The following is a 16,691-nucleotide window of genomic DNA, read 5'->3' as shown; positions in this document are numbered from 1 at the left end:
GAACACCGTTTGTCGGGCGGGAATCGCCGATCAGGTGTGCTCCTGCAGGTCGCGCACCTCGTCGACGCGTACGGGCCGATCGAGCTCCGCCGAGGCGTAGGCGGCGAGGACGACTTCGACGGCGTCGCGGGCGTCCCGACCGCTGACGATCGGGTCGCGGTCCTCGCGGACCGCCGCGATGAAGTCCCGAATCTGTCCCTCGAGTCCCGTCCCGCAGGGCGGCTCGACGAGGTCGGGCTCGACTTCCTCGTCCTCGAGAACGAACGTCCCCGAGTTGTACGAGCCCTCGGTACCGTTCAGTTCGACCCGCTCGCGCCCGCCGCGGACGCCGGTCGTGGCCTCGATCGTACCGCGGGCGCCGTTCTCGAAGCGGAGGCTAACGACCGCGACGTCCTCACACTCCATCTCGTGGGCCAGCATCGCCGTCTCGGCGGTCACGCGCTCGACGCCGCCGGTCAGCCACTGAAGCAGGTCGACGAAGTGGATCGCCTGTTGCATGAGGACGCCGCCGTCGAGGTCGCGTTGCCCGTGCCAGTGATCGTCGTAGTAGCGCTGCGGCCGGTGCCACTTGACGGCCGTGTCGGCCAGCAGCAAGTCGCCGAACCGTCCCTCTTCGACCCACTGCCGGGCGGTCCACCGCTCGGGCGCGAACCGGCGCTGGAAGATCCCGCCGAGTCGAACGTCGTTGCGGTCGGCGGCCTCGATCATCCGGTCGACGCGCTCGAGGTAGACGTCGAGCGGTTTCTCCGAGAGGACGTGAACCCCGGCCTCGGCGGCGGCGACCGCGATCTCGGCGTGGGTTCCGGAGGGCGTACAGATGCTGATCGCGTCGAGCGCCTCCCGCTCGAGCAGATCCTCGTAGTCCGTGTAGCCGGTCGCGCCGTACGTCGCCTCGAACGGCGCGATCGACTCCTCGCTTCGGGCCGTGCCCGCGACGACCTCGGCGCCGTCGACGGCGTCGATCGCGTCCGCGTGGTTGCTGCCGTATCCCGTTGCACCGACGATTCCGTATCTAACGGTCTCCGTGTCCATGCGATACCGTACCGACTGCCCGTCCGTACTTCAAACTAGGTTCCGTGGCGTCCTCGCCGGCAACTCGATCTCGTCGTCGAGAGACCAGCCAGCCGATCATCCGCCCGTCCCCTGCCGGGGCGTCAAGGTTTATTCCGTCTGCCGTTCCACGGGGTGACATGGAATCGTTCGAATCCGACGACGGACACGTGATCGTCCGTCTCGATCGCGGCGATATGGCTCTCGAGTCGATCGAGCGGGCCTGCGAGGACCACGACGTCGACACCGGCGCCGTCGTCACCGGCATCGGCACGTTCAGCACGCTGAACATCCACTATGTCGACCGGACGGATCTCCCTGACGACCAGTCCGATCGCAACGTCGACCTCGAACTCGAGGGCGCCTGGGAGGTCACCGACGTCAACGGTGTCATCGCGGACGGCGACCCCCACCTTCACGTGACCGCGTTCGACGGCGACCGGACCGTCGGCGGCCACCTGGAGGAGGGCTGCGAGATCAACGTCCTCGGCGAGATAACGATCCGGAAAATCGACGGGCTCTCCGTGGAGCGACGGCCGGGCGAGCGAAACGTGTCGCAGCTCACCCGGCGCTGACGGAGCGGTTCGATTCGCTGCGAATCGGCGTGGAGCGGAGTCGGTCGTTTTCGCCCGTCGCCGTTACCGATCGCGAACGCGTCGGTAGAGCAGTGTCGATTGAGTGTGTGACGCCGTCTCGGGTCGCGGACTCACCGTCGTCGCGACCAAATGATGCTGTAGAGCCCTAGTCCGGTGAGGATCAGTCCGGATCCCCAGACGGCGAAGATCGCCGCCCAGATCCCCATCAGCTGGCCGTCTCCCGACCCCCACGTGATCCCGTTCAGAACTGCGCCCAGCGCGACGAAGACGGCGCCCGCCGCCGCGATTCGCAGCAGAACGGAGTCGAAGATCGAATTGAGGACCGTTTCTCGAAACCGAGACGTCGTTTCCGGATCGTTCGCTCGTTGCGTGGAACCCATTACCACGATACTTCGCGTCTCCTGTATAAATTAGTTAGGGTTCGGCGGTTGCGCTTCAATCAGCAGGTGATCGTCGGTACGCGCTGGGAATTTTGCCGGAAAACGAAGGTTGGTGTGGAGAACACCGAAACGACTAGTCCGAATGCCGACAGCGCATCGTAACTACGTCGATGGTGAGTGGGTCGAATCGCGTTCCGGAGAGACGTTCGAGGTACTGAACCCCGCGAACACGACCGAGGTCGTCGGCGAGTTCCAGTCGTCGACCACCGAGGACGCTGAGGCGGCCGTCGAGGCCGCGGTCGCCGCCCAGGACGAGTGGGCGTCGACACCCGGTCCGGCCCGTGGCGCGATCCTCAAGGAAACCGCCCAGATCCTCGAGGACCAGAAGGAGGACCTGACCGAGACGCTGACCCAGGAGGAGGGGAAGACGCTCAGCGAAGCCGGCGGCGAGGTCCAGCGTGCGATCGACATCTTCTACTACTACGCACAGAAGGCCAGCGACCTCGGCGGCACCGTCAAGTCCCCCAGCGGCGAGGACAAGAACCTCTACACGAAGAAAGAGCCGCTGGGAACTGCCGCGCTGATCACGCCGTGGAACTACCCCATCGCGATCCCGGCCTGGAAGCTCGCACCGGCGCTGGCCGCGGGCAACACGACCGTTCTCAAACCCGCCTCGGCGGCGCCGACCGTCTCCTGGAAACTGCTCGAGGCGCTCGACGAAGCGGGACTGCCCGACGGCGTCGCAAACTACGTCACCGGCTCCGGCAGCGAAGTCGGCGGCGTGCTGACTGACCACGAGGGCGTCGACGCGGTCTCGTTCACCGGGAGCACGCAAGTCGGGACCGCCGTCGCTCAGGCCGCTGCGGACGACCTCAAACGCGTCCAGTGTGAGATGGGCGGGAAGAACCCGACGGTCGTCATGCCCAGCGCCGATGTCGACGAGGCCGTCGACATCGTCGGTGCCGGCGCGTTCGGGACGACTGGTCAGTCCTGTACTGCGGCCTCCCGCGCGATTGTTCACGAGGACATCTACGACGAGTTCGTCGCCGCCATCGCCGACTACGCCGAGACCATCGAGGTCGGGCCGGGAACGGACGATCCGGACATGGGCCCCCACGTGACCGAGAGCGAACTCGAGGGGAGCCTCGAGTACATCGACGTCGCCGAAGGCGAGGGAGCGGAACTGGTCGCCGGCGGCGAGCGGCTCACCGAGGGCGAGTACGCCGACGGCTACTACGTCGAGCCGACGGTCTTCGCCGACGTGGACAACGACATGCGCATCGCCCAGGAGGAGGTCTTCGGGCCGGTGCTGGCCGTGTTGAAGGTCAGCAGCTTCGAGGAAGGCCTTGAGCTCGCCAACGACGTCGACTACGGGCTCTCGGCGAGCATCGTCACGGACGACCTCACCGAGGCCAACCAGTTCGCCGAGAACGTCGAAGCGGGCGTCGCGAAGGTCAACGAGAAGACCACCGGTCTCGAGCTCCACGTGCCCTTCGGCGGCTACAAGGAGTCCTCGACGGACACCTACCGCGAACAGGGCGACGCCGGGCTGGACTTCTTCACGTCGACGAAGACGGTCTACATGAACTACTGATCCGCCGTCGACCGCTCCCGTAGCGCGCGGTTCGAGTTCGGTTCTTCTCGGCGATCAACTCGTCGTTCGGTTCGACGCCGGCACCGTTCGGCATCGGTCGATCGGTCGCTCGATTCGGTCGTTTCGGCTCGAGGCGGCGATTCTCTCGGCTCGACCGTATCCGTTCACGCGCTGACCGGACCGCAGTCGTGCGATCGACTCCGCCGGCGATCGGCGGACTGACAGAACGGTACCGAATTACTGACTCTCGTTAGAGAACGAACCGCGTGTTCCAGTGAACGCCGCCCGCGACGAGCGAGACGACCGCGATCCCACCGTTTCGCGGCTCGAGCCCGCTCCTCACTCGTCTTCGAGGTAGGCTGGCGGGACGATCCCGGGCTGACCGAGTCGGAGTCGGTCGCCAACCTCGATCTCCTCGATGATGCGGGGGTACTCGAAGGTCGTTGCAGCCTTCGAGAGCGCGCCGGGATCGGCCTGGATCGATCGCCAGCGCCGCGAGTGCTCCGGGACCAGCCGATCGATCTCGAGGGCGTTGGCGGCCTCGATGATGTCTTGGGCATCGTTGTACAGTTTCCGACGCTCGACTTTGCCGTCCATCCTGATGCGGCCGCTGGTGCCGTAGGAGAGCATCCCCATGTCGATGTCGAACTCCTTGCCGATCTCGCGGAACGCTTCGCAGGGGCGGTTGTCGCCCCCGTGGAAGATCGTTCCCGCCTCGTGCTCGAGCACGTAGGTGACGCTGCCGTCGGCGTCGGGATCGCGGCCGTCCCGAACGTGGATCGTCAGGTCGCCGACTGCGTAGCTGTCGCCGGGTTCGACGACCGTCTGCTGGTCGTCCGCGATCTCGCTCACGTCGTGGTTCTCGTAACACTCGGCCGGCGCGTGGACCGAGCCGCCGTGGTCCAGCAGCGGCCCGAACGACGGCGGCCAGAAGTGATCACGGTGGTCGTGCGTACAGAACACGGCGTCGCAGGTGTCGGCCCACTGCGGCTCCATCGGCACTGGTGGTATCCGGGCGACGTACTCGCGGTCCCGCTCGGTGCTGAAGTAGGGGTCGATATAGACGGCGGTCTCGGGCGTTCTGATTGCCCAGCCGGCCACGCCGAGGAACCACAGCGAGACGCCGTCGACGTCGGCGCCGTTGATCTCCTCCCGGATCCACCACTCGCCCCAGTCGCTGGTGATCGTCATCGACTCACCCGACACTGCGCGCTGTCGGTTTCGCTAGCACGGTCCATGCGGAACGGATCCCCTCGCGGGAGCCTAAACCTTTCGACGCCGTTCGGGCCGGAACCGTCGCTACTCCGGCGGTGCGTCCCACTTCTCGCCGTCGTCCTGTGGATCGTAGCCGAGCCGCGCGCGAGCGTGCTCGAGGTCGTACCAGCGCCGGCGGTTATCACTGACACCGCTGAAGATGTCGAACTCGACGTCCTCGTCCTGCAGACAGCAGTCGATTTGGTGGGCGAAGTCCCGGCGGGACTGCCAGGTCGCCTTCATCCGCGCGACCTGTTCCTCGTACTCGTCGCTGCCGCGCTCCCAGTCGCCTTCCTCGACGCCGATTTCGGCGTCGCCGTAGGGGTGGTCGTACTCCTCGCCGCGAACGCTGCAGATCCGGAGCGCGTAGAACCGCTTCGGGTACTCGCAGCCCTCGATGTAGTACCGCCCGAGGTCCTCGCCGAAGCTCTTGGAGGCGCCGTAATAGGAGTCGGGCCGGACAGGGTCGGTGTGATCGATGACGAGATCGTGGTCGCGCTCGTAGATCTCGGGGGCGTTCTCGATCTCGTACATGCCCATCACGTGGTTGGTCGACCCGAAGATAACGGACTCGACTTCGGCCTCGCGGGCGGCCTCGAGGACGTTGTACATGCCGACGATGTTGGGCTGGAAGATGTCGGTCCAGTCGCCGTCGGTGTAGGGGTAGGCCGCGAGGTGGACGACGGCGTCCTGTCCCTCGCAGGCCTCGCGGAGCGCGTCGTAGTCCGCGACGTCGCCGACGACCGTCTCGTACTCGGCGTAGGGCCCCTCCTCGCGGTCGGAGCGATTGAAGTAGGTGAACTCGTACCGATCGTCGTCGTGCAAGTGATCGATGATCGCGGTGCCACACCGGCCGTACGAACCGGTCACTAGTACGTCCATACGTCTACCCCTTCCGCGGAGACCATCAAAATATCGGTCGTGTGGCGGATTTCCGCGGCGCGATCGGCCGTCGGCGCGCTCACTCCATGAGGACGGTCACCGGTCCGTCGAAGTTCAGCAGGACGCGCTGGGCGAGGTTGCCGAAGATCGCCTTCCCGGTCGGCGAGCGCTTCTGGCCGACGAGGAACGCGTGATCGCAGGCCAGCCGTTCGGCCGTCGACAGAATTTCGTCGTGGAGGTCGCCCTCCTCGGTGATGATCGGTTCGACCCGGACGTCAATGTCCGGATCGATACCGCTGAGGACGTCCTTGCTGAACTCCTCGGCGAACCGACGGGTCATCGCCGTCGCGTCGGTTTCCTCGAATTTGGTCCCCTCCATCCGCTCGACCCATTCGATCGCATCGTTGCCCTCTTCGGCCGCTTCAGGGGTCGTCCACGCCAGCACGACCAGTTCCGCGTTCCCGTTCTGGGCGAACTCGCCGGCTTCGGTGAGGAGTCGTCTGTGAGCCTCGGTGTCGTCGATGACGACGAGCGCACGTTGCATACCACACACCTCGGCCGACAGTCTGATAAAGCTACCTCCGATCGAGGTCCGCGGAACGCTCGCGAAACGCCGTCCGCTCCGCTCTCAGTCGTCCGCCTCGGTCGCCTCCGCTTCCTCGCCGCCGGTCTGAGACACCCAGAGATCGGCGTACACGCCGCCGTCCTCGACCAGTTCCCGATGGGTACCGGTCTCGATCACTTCACCGTCGTCCATGACGACGATTCGATCCGCGTTCTGGATCGTCGACAGCCGGTGGGCGATGACGAACGCGGTCCGGTCCGCCGTGAGCTCGTCGAGGTTCTGCTGGATGAGGTTCTCAGTCTCCGTGTCGACGTCGCTGGTTGCCTCGTCGAGGACAATAATATCGGGATCGTTGAGGATCGTCCGCGCGATCGAGACGCGCTGGCGCTGGCCGCCGGAGAGTTTGACCCCGCGTTCGCCGACCATCGTGTCGTACCCCTCCGGGAGTTCCGTGATGAATCGGTGGGCGCCGGCGGCCATCGCCGCGTTCCGGATTCGCGCCTCGACGTCGTCAGGCACCTCACCGGCGCCGGCCTCGAGAACGGTCTTGAACGCGTCGCCGTCGCCGTACGCGATGTTCTCGCGGATCGTCCCGGAGAACATGTACGGGTCCTGCTCGACGACGCCGATCCGGTCGCGGAGCGTCTGCAGCGAGTACGTCCGGACGTCGTCGCCATCGATCGTCACCGAACCCGTATCGACGTCGTAGAACCGCATGGGGAGTTTCAGGAGCGTCGACTTGCCGGAGCCGCTGGTCCCTGCGAAGCCGATCGTCTCGCCGGCCTCGACCTCGAGATCGACGCCCTCGAGGATCCGCTCGCCGTCGTCCGAGTAGCTGAACGTGACGTCCTCGAAGGCGACGTCGCCGTCGAGGGAAACGGGGTCGGTCCCGTCGGCCGGCGACTGGATGTCGGCCTCGTAGCCCAGCACGCCGAAGACGCGCTCGGCGCTCGACTTGGCCTTCTGGTAGTTGTTCGCGGTCTTGCCGATCCGGGTCATCGGACCGTCGAGCTGCTGGAGGTAGACGAAGAAGGCGACGAACGCGCCGGTCGACAGCCCGCCCGCGGTGATCGCGTCCCGGCCGCCGACGATGAGGATCGTGACGAACATCGCTCCGACGATCAGGCGCAGGGACGCAAAAAACGCCTTCCGGACCGTGATCGCGTCGATCTTCTCGTCGCGGTAGCCGCGACTCTGCTCGGCGACCCGCCGGTTCTCGACCTCGTAGCGGTCGAACGACTTCACGATCGCCGCGCCGCCGAGGTTGTTCGCCAGCCGCGTGTTCAGCCGCGCGACGAGTTCGCGGATGCGCTTGTACTTGGGTTCGATCCAGATGATGAACTTGGCCGTCACGAGCGCGATGATCGGGACGGGGAGCAACACCAGAGCGGCGAGCCGCGGAGCCGTGTACAACATGTAGCCGCCGACGAGCGTGAGGATCATTACCGCTTCCGTGATCTGGCGGATCTCGACGTTGAAGAAGTCTTCGAGGCGGTTGATGTCGCTGTTCAGGATCGACATCATCCCGCCGGTCTGGTGGTTGTTGAAGAAATCTAAGGAGAGCCGCTGCATGTGGTCGTAGGTATCCAGCCGGAGGTCGTGTTGCAGCCGCTGGGCGGTCGTCTGGAAGAAGTACCGGGAGCAGTAGTGGCTGACCGCCTGCACGAGGTAGGCGATCACCGTGAGTCCGCCCAGATAGTACAGGAGGTTCAGCCGCTGGTCGACCTGCTCCGCCGGCACCGGTTCGGACGGAATGAGTCCGATCACGGCGAGGATCCCGTCTCCGGATCCCGACTGCGTGACGACCAGGTCGATCGCGGCCGCGATCATCAGCGCCGGGAACAGCCGCGCTGCGCGGTTGATCATCGTCGAACCGACGCCGACGGCTAACGGCACCCAGTACGGGAGGGCGTATCGGAAGGCGTTCAGCATCGGATTCCCGTCGACCTCGTCCCGAATGTCCTCGAAGCTTCCGTGTGCGTCTGATGAATCCATGCGTTCGTGGCCGCACGCTCCAGTCGCCGGCCGGATAAGGGGCCGTGAAACGGAAACGTTCGCTCCCTTCACGCGTATTGTCGTATCGAGCGAACGCGTCTCCGAGAATCGATAGCGGTCGTCGCGGCGGATGACTGCCGCTGGCTCAGTCAGTGCGGTAGCGTTCCAGCGCGTCCTGATCGATCTCGATGCCCAGCCCCGGCTCCTGCGAGACGTCGATCGTGCCGCCGGAGGGATCGAAGTGCGTCTCGAGCAACTCGCTGCGCATCGGGTTCTCGCTGCGGTCGAACTCGATCAGCATCGGTTCGGGGACGTTGCGCGTGTGGGGGTAGTTCGAGATGCTGGCGGCGAACTGCACCGCGGCGGCCATGCCGACGGCGCTGTTCCAGATATGGGGTCTGACGGCGACGTTCTCGGTCGAGGCCATGCCGGCGATCAAGCGCGCCTCCGAGAGGCCGCCGCAGCGGCCCAGATTCGGCTGGACGATGTCGACCGTCCGGTCGTCGATCAGGTCTTTGAACTCGAACCGCCCGTAGTGGGCCTCGCCGGCGGCAATCGGGATATCGATCTTTCCGCGCAGTTCGCGGTAGCCCGACGCGTTCTCCGGCGGAACTGGCTCTTCGATCCAGGTCACGTCGTACTCCTCGATGGCCCGCGCGGACTTGACGGCCTGATGCGGCCGGTAGTTGCCGTTCATGTCGACCATCAGGTCGGCGTCGTCACCCAGGATCTCCCGCGCCGTGCGCACGCGCTCGGCGTCGGACTCGGGGTCGGCGCCGATCTTGATCTTCGCGGCAGTGAATCCTTCCTCGACGGCATCGCGGATCGGCTCTTCGATCGGCCGGTCGGCCTCGGTGAAGTACATCGTCGAGGCGTAAGGCGTCAGCTCCTCGCAGCGCGTGCCGCCGAGCAGCCGGTGGACCGGCCGGCCGACGCTCTTCCCGATGATGTCCCAGCAGGCGACGTCGATCGCGCTGACGGCGCTCTGGACGACCACGTCGCCGCCGAAGTGATACGGATCGGTGTAGGAGTTTTCGGCGAGCGATTCGACCTCGAAGGGGTCCATGCCGACGACGTCGTCGGCGAACATCGTCTCGATCGTCGCCGTCGCCATCGGCCCCGGGGCGAACGCCTCGCCCCAGCCGACGGTCCCGTCGTCGGTCTCGAGGCGTACCAGCGTCGTCCCGCGGTCGGTCCCGAACCCTCGCGCGTCGCCGAGCCCCTCTCCGTCGGGCAACGAGTGTGCGAGCGGAATCGCCTGAACGTCCGTGATCTCCATAGCGAATGCGACAGACTCGGGTCCAATATAGCTTGCGTTGCCTCGAGTGCCCGCCGACGAGCCCGCCGGCCGCGGACGGGTACCGGGGATACACTTATCACTGCAGTTCCTCGTAGTACCGATCACGACATGGCTAGAGCTGCCCTTAGCAAGCGCTTCCAGGACGTCGCCTTCACCACCGCCGTCCCGTTCGGCGACGCCGGATCGGACGTGTTGATCGACGCCCTCGCGGACAACCTCGCGAAACAGTACGACGCCGGCGCGCGCCTGTTTATCCCCTGTGGCAACACCGGCGAGTACTACTCGCTGACCGACGAGGAGCGGATCGAGATCGTCGAAACCCACGTCGCGGCGACCGGCGACGAGGCGACGATCGCCGGTGGCGTCGCCGGGAGTCTCGAGGAGGTAAAACGGCTCGCCGACGCCTACGAGGACGCCGGGGCGGACGCGATCATGGTGATGCACCCCGACCACACCTACCTGCACCGGCGCGGGCTGGCGAACTACTACCACCGGATCTGCGACGCGACCGACCTCGGCGTCGTCATCTACAAGCGCGGCCCGGAGGTCCCCCGTGAGGTCCTCGTCGACCTCTCCGAGCGCGAGAACGTCGTCGCAGTGAAGTTTGCCGTCAACGACGTCAAGGAGTTCTCCCAGACCGTCGCCGACGCTCCGGGTGAGGTGACCTGGATCAACGGCATCGCCGAGCGGTACGCACTCTCCTTCGCCATCGAGGGGGCGGAGGGATACACCACCGGTCTCGGCAACTTCGCGCCGGAGGCGACGCTGGCGCTGTTCGACGCCGTCGAGGACGAGAACTGGGAACGGGCTCGATCGATCCAGCGGCTGCTCCGACCGATCGAGGACCTCCGCGAGGAGCCCGGCGAGGGCAATGCGCTCTCGGCCGCGAATAACGTTCCCGTCATCAAACACGGGATGGACCTCGCCGGCTACACGGGCGGTCCCGTGCGCGATCCGCTGGTCGACCTCTCCGCGGACGACGCAGCGCGTCTCGAGGAGCACTACGAAACCCTGCAGTCGGCGCCGCTGCTGGAAGCGGCCTGAGACGGAGGTACAGCGATAGCCGACGGCCGAACCCCTCCGAGAAAAGCGTCGTTCTGTGGCTTACTCGTCGTCGTAGTGGAACTCCGTCCACGGCCCGTCGACGAACGGGTACTCTTCGAGGACGTCGAGATCGACGTCGATGCCGAGTCCGGGGCCGTCCGGGACGGTCAGGTGCCCGTCTTCGATGGCCGGCTGCCCCTCGATGATGTCGTAGGCGAGTTCGAACGGGTACATGCCGGGATCGATCTCCGCGTCCGGAAGCGCCGGATCCGCTTCGAAGACGGGGTACTCGAGCAGCCGCACGTCCGGCGCCGCGGCGACGAGATGGGCGTTGGCCTGCAGCCCGAGCCAGGTGCCGAAGTTGTGCGGGACGAACTCGACGTCGCGACCGTCGCAGTACTCGATGGCGCCCCGGCAGCCGGTAAAGCCCTCGTGGTGGCGCACGTCACCCTGCAGGAAGTCGACCGCGCCGGTCTCGCCGAGTTCGACTAGTCCAGCCGGCGACTCCTCGCTCTCTCCGCCGGCCAGCGGCGCACCGGTCTCGGCGAGTTCGACGTAGCCCGCGTGGTCGTCGGGTTCGACTGGCTCCTCGATCCAGTAGGCGCCCCGCTCAGCGGCGTGTGCGACCAGTTCGCGGACGGTGTCGCCGCCGTAGGCCTCGCCGAGTTTCCACCACGTGTGGACGTCGAGCATGATCTCGATGTCGTCGACCGCGTCGGCGAGCAGGTCGACCGTCCGCCGGTCGCCGTCGGGCCCGATCCCGGGTCGGTACTTGTAGCCGAAAAAGCCCAACTCCTCGAGCGCCTCGACCTGTTCGACGTATCCCTCCGGCTCCATATACATTCCGGCGCTGGCGTACAGCGGCAGCTCGGTCGTCGGCTCGGTGCCGTACTCGTCGGCCAGCAGCTCGTAGATCGGCGCGCCGAGTTCCTTCCCGCGGATGTCGTACAGCGCGACATCTATGGCCGAGATCGCCTCCGTTCGGAGGTGGGCCGGGAGATCCGTCTCGGCGATCAGGCCGTGAGCGTCGGAGATCTCGTCGATCGACTCGCCCTCGAGCGCGTCGGCGACGGACTCCTCGACGATGTCGGCGAACGTCCCCTGCGAGTCGCCCTCGAAGTACTCTCGCATCGTGGAGCTGCTCGCGCCCGCCGTCGCGAACCCTTGTTGCCCGTCTCGGGTCTCCACGACGACGAGGACGACGTCCCGTTTGCGAAGGCGTCGGACGCCGCCATGAAACGGCCGTTCTTGTACCGGATCGATCGGTGAGGACAGAGCGTACCCGCTGACGTTGGCGATATCCATATCCGTCCTATTTTCACCCGACCGTATAAATCATCCGAGTGACTGAAACGGAGTCTCGGTCGTGGAGACGACGGGACTCGGTTCCGACGCCTCGGTGCGTGCCATCGTCCGAGTACCGAGCGTCGCTACTGGGCCGTCGTACGGAGGTGATCGGTCGACGGACGCCTCTCCGCGGAACCTGTTATTGAGATCATGAGAAGAGCGGATTTTGTTCCCGCCACGGGAATTGGGGAGTCGTTCGGACGGATTCCGTCGAACGAAAGGAACACCGTTCGGATCGCCGCCAGCGCGGTTAGCCGAACCGCTGAAAGCGGCCGATCGGCGGTATTTCGGGGATTTGAGCCATTCGCGAACAACGAACGCGCCACTGGCATTCTCCCGCAACAGTCGTCAAGTCTCGGATCGGAACGCCGAGTGACCCGCGGTGCGACCCGTTTTACCCTTGTGAGCGACGCTTCCAAGGGGTCGATTCCGACGCTGCGAGAAATGGCCCTGATCGAGATTTCCCTGCTGCGAATCGGCCGGTTTCGGGCATCATGAGCCGTTCCAATCCGGCTTTCGTCGATGAGCCCGTCCCTCTGTCGATCGACCGGACCGCGGTATCGATTCACACACTATGTATTTACTCCCGTACTGCTGTAATCATACCTTACAGCCATACGGATGTAATATTCCCGAACGGGGAACGGATATGCCACGAGCAAGCGGTGAGACTGTCCTCGAGGCGGGCGAGGCGAAGATGCAAGGCGTGTTCGAGCACGACACCGTCCTGCCGCCACGGGAGCAGATCGATCACGAGGAACGGGAGGAACTCCGCCAGATCCGAGGACTCGATCGACTGTAATCGGCCTTGCCGTTTGGCATCGGCCACGTCCGACGGTCTGGCGGGAGTAGACGACTCCTCGAGAGACGGTCGGTCGGGTTCTGAGCGGCCACCACCGACCCGCGATACCCGTCACACCGTGCCTAGTGATGGGAAACTGTCGGGTTCCGTTCCGATAGTGGACTACGAACCCAGACATAATGAAATCTTAATTATAATAAGATTTAATATCAGTAGTGTTGGCGCAAACATCATGGTTGATACCAATGCTCGAGAGAGCAGACGGACGGTAGTGCGCAGACGAATGATCGGCCTCGTCGGCACGGGATTGCTCGGCACAGTAGCGGGCTATAGCGGCGACGGAAAGGCGAGTTCCGTGACGAGCGGGGCGACGGACTGTTCCGCGAGCAACGAGTACGATATCGTCGTCGCACAGGACGGCAGCGGCGACTACGAGACGGTCCAAGCCGCCATCGACGCAGTTCCGTCGGACACGTCCGAGGAGACGCGGGTGTACATCAAGGAGGGACGCTACAAAGAGAAGCTAGAGCTCCCCGCCGACCGGACCGACGTGACGTTTATCGGTGAGAGCGTCGAGAAGACAGTACTGACGTACGACGATCACGCCGATAAGATCGGCGACGATGGCGAGGAGATTGGGACGAGCGGGTCGTCGAGCTTCTTCGTCTACGGACCGGACTTCACCGCGAAGAACATTACCTTCGAGAACGCCGCTCCCGACGTCGCCCAGGCCGTCGCGATTCGCATCAAGGCCGACCGAGTCGCCTTCGAAAACTGCCGCTTCCTCGGCAATCAGGACACCCTCTACAACTACGGTCGCAGGACGCGCCAGTACTTCGAGGACTGCTACATCGAAGGCGACGTGGACTTCATCTTCGGTCGCGCGACGGTGTTTTTCGAGGACTGCGAGATCCGCTGTAAGGGCGAGGGATTCATTGCAGCGCCCGCGCAGCCGGAAGACGTAGCGCACGGGTTCGTGTTCAGGGACTGCGACGTGGTCGGCGACGCGCCGAGCGAATCCGTCTACCTCGGCCGACCGTGGGAGCCGTACGGACAGACCGTCTACATCGACTGTGACCTCGGCGACCACATCCGACCGCAGGGCTGGGAACCGTGGGACGAACCGGAGCACGGCGACAAGACGAAGACGGCCTTCTTCGCGGAGTACGACAATTCCGGACCGGGGTATACGCCCAATCAGCGCGCGGACTGGAGCCACCAGCTCAGCGAAACGGAGGCCGAGCAGTACACGATCGAGGCCGTCCTCGACGGCTGGGACCCACAGAGCCGTCTCGAGAAACGGTAATCGTCACGCTCGAGGACAGAGGACTTATCCCGGATCGCCTGAAACGAACCGCACATGCCACTACAGGTCACGGTCTGGAACGAGAACGTCCACGAACTCGAGGAGCCAGCGGTCGCCGAACGGTATCCCGACGGCATCCACGGGGCTATCGCGGACGCGGTGGACGGCGACGACCGGTCCGTCCGGACGGCCACGCTGCAGGAACCGGAACACGGCCTGACCGAAGATGTCCTCGCGAACACCGACGTCCTGCTCTGGTGGTCGCACTGCGCCAACGACGAGGTGGCCGACGAGATCGCCGACCGCGTCGTCGACCGCGTCCACGAGGGGATGGGCTTCATCCCGGTCCACTCGGGGAAGAACTCCAAGCCGTTCAAACGGCTGATGGGCACCACCTGTAACATCAAGTACCGCCACGGCGGCGAGACCGAACGGATTTGGACCGCCGACCCCGGCCACCCGATCGCCGACGGCCTCGAGGAGTCGTTCGAGGTCCCCTCGACGGAGATGTACGGCGAGCCCTTCGACATCCCGGAACCCGACCGGACTGTCTTCATCTCATGGTTCGAGGGCGGCGAGGTGTTCCGCTCAGGCGTCTGTTACCGCCGCGGCCGCGGCCGGATCTTCGCGTTCCGGCCGGGCCACGAGGAGTACCCGATCTTCTTCCAGGACGAGATCCGGACGGTACTCGACAACGCCGTCGCCTGGGCGGCGCCGACGGAGGGGGCCGACGCCGTCTGGGGCGAGGTCGAACCGAAGGAATCGCTGGACGACTAGCGCTGCTGCTCGAGTATCGAAGCGTTATCAACTCCTCGTTGCTGCAATCGTCCAGCGAGTCGAGGGCCGCATTTTTGCGACGCGCTCGGTAGAGCCACGATCCTCGATACTGCCGTGAGCGGCCAGCGATGAGTAACCTGGAATCAATCGCTGAGACGCATGCGTAATCTTTTTTGTAACTCCGTAATCGATTGTGGTGAAGTAACATGAAACAAACGCGAAGAACGTACCTGAAAGAGACGGCAGTACCGACACTGATCGGTGCAGGAGCGCTCGCCGGCCTCTCCGGGTCGGCCACGGCACAAGCGGCCGGGTCCCACTTCGGCCCTGAATCCGGATTTGCGGACACGTCGTGGCTCGAGAGCGAGGATGTACAGGTGTTCACGGTCACGGAACCGACGCGCGAAGCCGTCGAGGAAGCGTTCCACGCCGACGGACCGCGCCTGGTCGTCTTCGAGACGAGCGGGACCATCGGCCTCGGCGGGAACGATCTGGCGATTTCCGAGGACTACTGTTGGGTGGCCGGACAGACGGCGCCTTCGCCCGGTATCACGTTCGTCAACGGCCAGTTCCAAGTCGACGCCGACAACTGCGTCGTCCAGCACATCCGCTCGCGGATCGGTCCCGGCTCGGACGGTTCGATCCAGAGCAACGACTCGTTCAACACCGCAGACGACACCCAGAACAACGTCGTCGACCACGTCAGCGCTTCGTGGGGGACCGACGAGTGTCTCTCGGTCGGCTACGACACGCAGGATACGACGGTCACTAACTGCCTCGTCTACGAGGGACTGTACGATCCGTACGGCGACGAGGCCGACCACAACTACGGGAGTCTGATCGGCGACGGCGCCGAGAATGTCACCCTCGCTGGCAACATCTGGGCGAAGGTCCGCGGCCGCGTCCCCCGGTTAAAGGGCGGCACCCGCAGCGTCGTCGCGAACAACCTGATGTATTTCTTCAACGAGGCGACCAACATGAGCGGGGACTCGGCGGCCTCGATCGTCGGCAATCTCTACGTTCCCCAGGACGTCGAGGACACGCCCATCGAGGACGGCAACGCCTACCTCGAGGACAACGTCACGGAGCCCAGTTCGACGCCGCTGACCGGCGGGACCAACGAACTGTCGAGTCCCCCGCTGTGGCCGAGTAGTCTCGACGCGATGCCGTCCTCGCGGGTCGAAGCACACAATTTGGCTCACGTGGGCGCACGACCCGCCGACCGCACCGCCAACGACGACCGAATCGTTCAGGAGATCCGCGACCGCGCGGGCAACGACCGACTCGACGATCCCTACGAATACTGGCTTGCTCACCCCGACGACGTCGGCGGCTATCCCGAACTTCCCGTGAATACCCACTCGCTTACCGTCCCCGAGTCGGGGCGTCGACAGTGGCTCTCAGCGAAGGCACGACGCGTCGAGCAGGGTGCGTCGCCGTCCGACACGTGCGGAAGATCCGGTAACGGTTCCGACGCCTAGCCCGGGAATAACGTCACCGATAGCATCGCCGAAATACTTCCTCGAGTATCACAGTAACCGTCGTCCATTTGACTCACCGCTCGCCGACGCCGTCCGGGGCGAGGTCGAACCGAAAGAACCGCTGGACGACTAGCGCCGCTGCTCGAGATCGGCGGTGGCGTCGAGGTGCGGCATTTTTTGTTGGCTCACCTTTTGTAGAGACCCGTCTGGACGGGGGCATCGCCGCTCGAGTCCGTTCCCAGACGAACCGGCTCCCGTTAATAGTGACACGCCTCGCGTCGTTCTCGCTACTACAGTTCTATTCTCGATATTCTGGCT

15 protein-coding genes are annotated in these 16,691 nt (G+C 65.0%); 7 read left to right on the top strand and 8 right to left on the bottom strand.

Translation table 11 applies throughout. The features are described 5' to 3' along the window. Positions 1-30: 30 nt before the first annotated feature. On the bottom strand, positions 31-1,032 hold the full coding sequence (locus EH209_RS21935) for a Gfo/Idh/MocA family protein (protein WP_126664945.1): 1,002 nt from the start codon (positions 1,030-1,032) through the stop codon (positions 31-33). A 158-nt stretch (positions 1,033-1,190) separates the two neighbouring features. Between EH209_RS21935 and EH209_RS21930 the strand changes: the two genes are divergently transcribed. Next, the gene (locus tag EH209_RS21930; RefSeq protein WP_126664944.1) at positions 1,191-1,625 is read left to right on the top strand and encodes a PPC domain-containing DNA-binding protein; all 435 of its coding nucleotides are present in this window, start codon (positions 1,191-1,193) and stop codon (positions 1,623-1,625) included. Between the two features lie 131 nt (positions 1,626-1,756). Here EH209_RS21930 and EH209_RS21925 read toward each other — a convergent pair whose 3' ends face one another. Continuing rightward, a complete protein-coding gene (locus tag EH209_RS21925) occupies positions 1,757-2,026 on the bottom strand; it encodes a hypothetical protein (protein ID WP_126664943.1) in 270 nt (89 codons plus the stop codon). A gap of 142 nt (positions 2,027-2,168) precedes the next feature. Here EH209_RS21925 and xacF point away from each other — a divergent pair, with 142 nt between their 5' ends. Then, on the top strand, positions 2,169-3,620 hold the full coding sequence (gene xacF, locus EH209_RS21920) for a 2,5-dioxovalerate dehydrogenase (RefSeq protein ID WP_126664942.1): 1,452 nt from the start codon (positions 2,169-2,171) through the stop codon (positions 3,618-3,620). A 339-nt stretch (positions 3,621-3,959) separates the two neighbouring features. On the opposite strand, the gene EH209_RS21915 is transcribed toward xacF, so the two are convergent. From EH209_RS21915 to EH209_RS21895, 5 genes are all read right to left on the bottom strand, one after another. Beyond that, a complete protein-coding gene (locus EH209_RS21915; RefSeq protein ID WP_126664941.1) occupies positions 3,960-4,811 on the bottom strand; it encodes an MBL fold metallo-hydrolase in 852 nt (283 codons plus the stop codon). Positions 4,812-4,919: 108 nt separating this feature from the next. Beyond that, complete coding sequence (locus EH209_RS21910) at positions 4,920-5,756, bottom strand: NAD-dependent epimerase/dehydratase family protein (RefSeq protein ID WP_126664940.1); 837 nt, start codon at positions 5,754-5,756, stop codon at positions 4,920-4,922. A gap of 79 nt (positions 5,757-5,835) precedes the next feature. Further along, a complete protein-coding gene (locus EH209_RS21905) occupies positions 5,836-6,300 on the bottom strand; it encodes a universal stress protein (RefSeq protein WP_126664939.1) in 465 nt (154 codons plus the stop codon). A gap of 84 nt (positions 6,301-6,384) precedes the next feature. Next, positions 6,385-8,316, bottom strand: a complete 1,932-nt coding sequence (locus EH209_RS21900) for an ABC transporter ATP-binding protein (RefSeq protein WP_126664938.1) — start codon at positions 8,314-8,316, stop codon at positions 6,385-6,387. A 145-nt stretch (positions 8,317-8,461) separates the two neighbouring features. Then, a complete protein-coding gene (locus tag EH209_RS21895) occupies positions 8,462-9,595 on the bottom strand; it encodes a mandelate racemase/muconate lactonizing enzyme family protein (protein ID WP_126664937.1) in 1,134 nt (377 codons plus the stop codon). Between the two features lie 129 nt (positions 9,596-9,724). On the opposite strand from EH209_RS21895, the gene EH209_RS21890 reads away from it, so the two are divergent. Next, a complete protein-coding gene (locus tag EH209_RS21890; protein ID WP_126664936.1) occupies positions 9,725-10,660 on the top strand; it encodes a dihydrodipicolinate synthase family protein in 936 nt (311 codons plus the stop codon). 60 nt (positions 10,661-10,720) lie between these two features. On the opposite strand, the gene EH209_RS21885 is transcribed toward EH209_RS21890, so the two are convergent. Continuing rightward, a complete protein-coding gene (locus EH209_RS21885; RefSeq protein WP_126664935.1) occupies positions 10,721-11,965 on the bottom strand; it encodes a mandelate racemase/muconate lactonizing enzyme family protein in 1,245 nt (414 codons plus the stop codon). A gap of 691 nt (positions 11,966-12,656) precedes the next feature. Here EH209_RS21885 and EH209_RS21880 point away from each other — a divergent pair. The 4 genes from EH209_RS21880 (at position 12,657) to EH209_RS21865 (ending at position 16,373) form a co-directional block, all read left to right on the top strand. Beyond that, positions 12,657-12,809: a hypothetical protein gene (locus EH209_RS21880; RefSeq protein ID WP_249038883.1), complete on the top strand. Its 153-nt coding sequence runs from the start codon at positions 12,657-12,659 to the stop codon at positions 12,807-12,809. Positions 12,810-13,041: 232 nt separating this feature from the next. Beyond that, complete coding sequence (locus EH209_RS21875; protein ID WP_126664934.1) at positions 13,042-14,115, top strand: pectinesterase family protein; 1,074 nt, start codon at positions 13,042-13,044, stop codon at positions 14,113-14,115. 54 nt (positions 14,116-14,169) lie between these two features. Beyond that, positions 14,170-14,892 carry a ThuA domain-containing protein gene (locus EH209_RS21870; protein WP_126664933.1) on the top strand — a complete coding sequence of 241 codons (723 nt, stop codon included), beginning with the start codon at positions 14,170-14,172 and terminating at the stop codon, positions 14,890-14,892. A gap of 206 nt (positions 14,893-15,098) precedes the next feature. Beyond that, complete coding sequence (locus EH209_RS21865; RefSeq protein WP_126664932.1) at positions 15,099-16,373, top strand: pectate lyase family protein; 1,275 nt, start codon at positions 15,099-15,101, stop codon at positions 16,371-16,373. Positions 16,374-16,691 lie beyond the last annotated feature (318 nt).

The sequence above is a fragment of the Haloterrigena salifodinae genome (assembly GCF_003977755.1).
GTDB classification, from domain to species: domain Archaea; phylum Halobacteriota; class Halobacteria; order Halobacteriales; family Natrialbaceae; genus Haloterrigena; species Haloterrigena salifodinae.
This window is presented reverse-complemented; position numbering and strand designations above follow the sequence as displayed.